This is a genomic window from Nostoc cf. edaphicum LEGE 07299 (genome assembly GCF_015207245.1).
Taxonomy (GTDB): Bacteria; Cyanobacteriota; Cyanobacteriia; order Cyanobacteriales; family Nostocaceae; genus Nostoc; species Nostoc edaphicum_B.
The window spans coordinates 1-2,998 of the sequence record NZ_JADEXF010000831.1; the positions used below are offsets into that span (position 1 = coordinate 1).

The window sequence follows — 2,998 nt, forward strand, 5'->3', positions numbered from 1 at the left end:
CACAAATTACTGGCTCTTTTCCAAGAAATAGATGCAGGTAGAATTAAGCTCACCGATAAATTAGTGATGCGGCGCGATTTAAGGGTTGGTGAAGCTGGAACTATGAAATACAAAGCCATCGGCACTAAATTTAGCGTCCTCCAAACTGCTACCTTGATGATGACTATTAGCGATAATACCGCCACAAATCTGATTCTCGATCGCTTGGGTGGTGCAGCAAAAGTTAGCCAACGCTTTCGCAGCTGGGGATTGCAAAGTACAGCAATGCAGAATCTACTTCCAGACCTCGCTGGCAAAAATACAACTAGTTCTAAAGATTTGGTCAGATTAGCGGCGTTAGTTTCTAATAATCGTTTGCTATCTCCAACTAGCCGCAATCAAGTTTTAGGCATCATGCGCCGTGTTAAAACTAATAGTTTGCTACCAGCCGGTATTGGTAAAGGAGCTACCATTGCCCACAAAACTGGTACATTGAGATTTATTATTGGTGATGCGGGTATTATTGAAATGCCCAATGGCAAAAGCTATTTAGCAGGTGTTTTGGTGCAAAGACCAAACCACGATCGCAGAGCTGGAGATTTTGTTCGTGAAGTTTCCAGAAGAGTCTATAATTACCTAGACCATACCAAAGTTAGCAATATACAAACCAATACTGAGTATTGAGTATTGAGTAGGGTGAATAAGTTTGTAGTAAGGACTTTAGTCCTTGGCTTGAGGGCTAAAGCCCTCACTACGAACTTCGCAATTGCACCAAATCGTAAAAATAGGGATGTACAAATGTACATCCCTACATATCTATCTGTATTCAGGTATTTCGTCGTGAAATGAGATTAACTGAGGAAATTTGGTGTACCACTATTACCACTCCTACCAACAGCAGGAATTTCCACTGTGTCATCTGTAGCTTTACCAGTGCCGTCATTGACAACGTAATTAGTGTTACCCACATGTCCATTAGGGATAAACAATTGTGGATGGTCAAAGGGCGCTTTATCAAACCGAACTCGGTCATCAGTCAGCGCTTTTAAAAAGGCGACCAATTCCTGTTTTTCTTCTGGTGAAAGATTTAGCGGCGGAAGTCGTCCAAAATCACCACCACGATTGTAAAAATCAATCACTTGCTCTAGAGTCGCCTGACCTCCATTGTGGAAGTAGGGAGCAGTTAGTTCCACATTGCGAAGTCCGGGTGTTTTGAAAGCTCCGTTGGCAAACACAGGTTCACTAGAATTCAACGGTGGATTGAGGGTTGGGGGATTTTCGCCCAGGAGATCCTTAAATTTACCCAACTGAGCCAATCGTGCTTCTGAAAGCGGATTAGTTTGACCGTTATTCTGCAAACCGTCATAACCACCCAAACTGGGGTCTTCTGTGGCAAGTCTGACACCGATATTGAAGAAACCAGTGTCTTGAGGGGATTTTGGCCCGAACGGCGCACGTTTGATTCGTCCCACTTTAGCCACGTTGCTGACTGAAGCAGCTGTTAATTCTAATCCACTGTGACAACCAATACACAGAGCTTTGCCCTCAAACAGTCCTTTCCCTCGTTGCTGCTGCGCGGTTAAGGCGCTGGTGTTTCCTTCCAAGTAGCGATCGTAGGGCGTATCGTAGGAAATGAGTGTAGACTCGTACAACTGAACTGCTAGCCCAAAGAATAGCGAGAAGTTGTACTCTAGCAATGTGTACTCATTAGTCTTCAAAGAGCGATCGGGCCTCTTGATAATAGTCCGTTTACCGTCAGAGTCAACTTGGATGAGTCGATTAGAATTCCACCACTCCGGCTTGAAAGCCTCTTGAATCATCTGAGTGTAGGTTTTATCTTTAATTCCAGGTTGAGGCGATCTACTATCTTTACCTAAAACGCTGTCTTGTGGATGCACAATCTGTTTAGCTAGCGGTCTCAGAGGTAGTAACTTTTTCGCAAGTTTTCGGGGGAGCTTTTTACCCTTATCAATCCTCAGAGGTGTTATGTCAATTCGCCCGAATTGATTAACCCCCCCGAACTTATCACCAATTTCTTCAAAAGTGCGACCATCTGCGGATGACTCAAAGGAACTGAGTGGCGGCCCAACAGCTTGAGATGCCAAAGACGAGTTCTTTAGGCTGACTTTTACAAATTCTACACGAATTGGGTTTATAGCCTTGACGACAGCGGCGTTAGGATCTCTTAAACCTAAAGGATTCACCCCATTAAAGATGTCTTGTGCCCTGCCATCCCAAAAGTTGCGGAAGTTGAATGCGGAATTAATCACGGTTGGCGTGTTACGTGGCTCAACGCGCCGCACATTGATACCTCCCACGTTAAACACCGAATCTGGCTCGGTTGTAACTTTGTCTTCTGCATCCCCAGGTGTGACATCCACAAACTTCGTATAGAAGATCCCCTGAGAAGAACTGATATCGTTACGGTCAGATATAACGGTCTTAGGATCGTTTGGGTTTGACAGCTTGTGGAAGGGAAAATCTTCTGGTTTTAGCTGATAGTTTGGTAGTCCGCCGACATTGAAAACTGAATCTGGATTCTCTGTACCGTCGGCGTTGACCCGCAAAAGCCCAGGAGCAATCTGATTTTTGGATCTATTGTCAGCTCCAGCATGGAAATGACAACTAGCACAGGAGGTCTTTCCATCACTCCCAACCTGCATATCCCAAAAAAGAGTCTTTCCTAATTTGATTGCAGCCGTTTTGTCTCTTACGAAGTCTCCAAGATTGTCAGGTTCTGGAACCGATACGCTCTTGAGCGAAACTGGAGGCGACCCCGTAACCTCTGCCGATACAGTATTTCCAGCTATTACTGCTGCTAGAATAATGGCAGCAATTGTTGTAGTCCTTGAAAATTTCGATCTCAAGTAGTTAGGCTTGCCATATCTGAATCTCCACTCTTGCCGCTTTATTTTTGTCACCAAAGATTTGAGCAAAAATCGACCTCTTGAGGTCAGCAATAAGTAACTAGATAAGGCAGTCGTGAAAATTACTAAGCTGATTATGGGTATAATCCCCA

At 44.4% G+C, this 2,998-nt stretch carries 2 protein-coding genes; one reads left to right on the plus strand and one right to left on the minus strand.

The window, feature by feature from the left end; translation table 11 throughout:
- Positions 1-663 (plus strand): serine hydrolase (locus tag IQ229_RS21340; RefSeq protein WP_194047142.1); only part of this gene is annotated, 663 nt, incomplete at its 5' end.
- Between the two features lie 167 nt (positions 664-830).
- On the opposite strand, the gene IQ229_RS21345 is transcribed toward IQ229_RS21340, so the two are convergent.
- The coding region (locus tag IQ229_RS21345) for a cytochrome-c peroxidase (protein WP_409339956.1) at positions 831-2,998 on the minus strand (2,168 nt) is incomplete at its 5' end.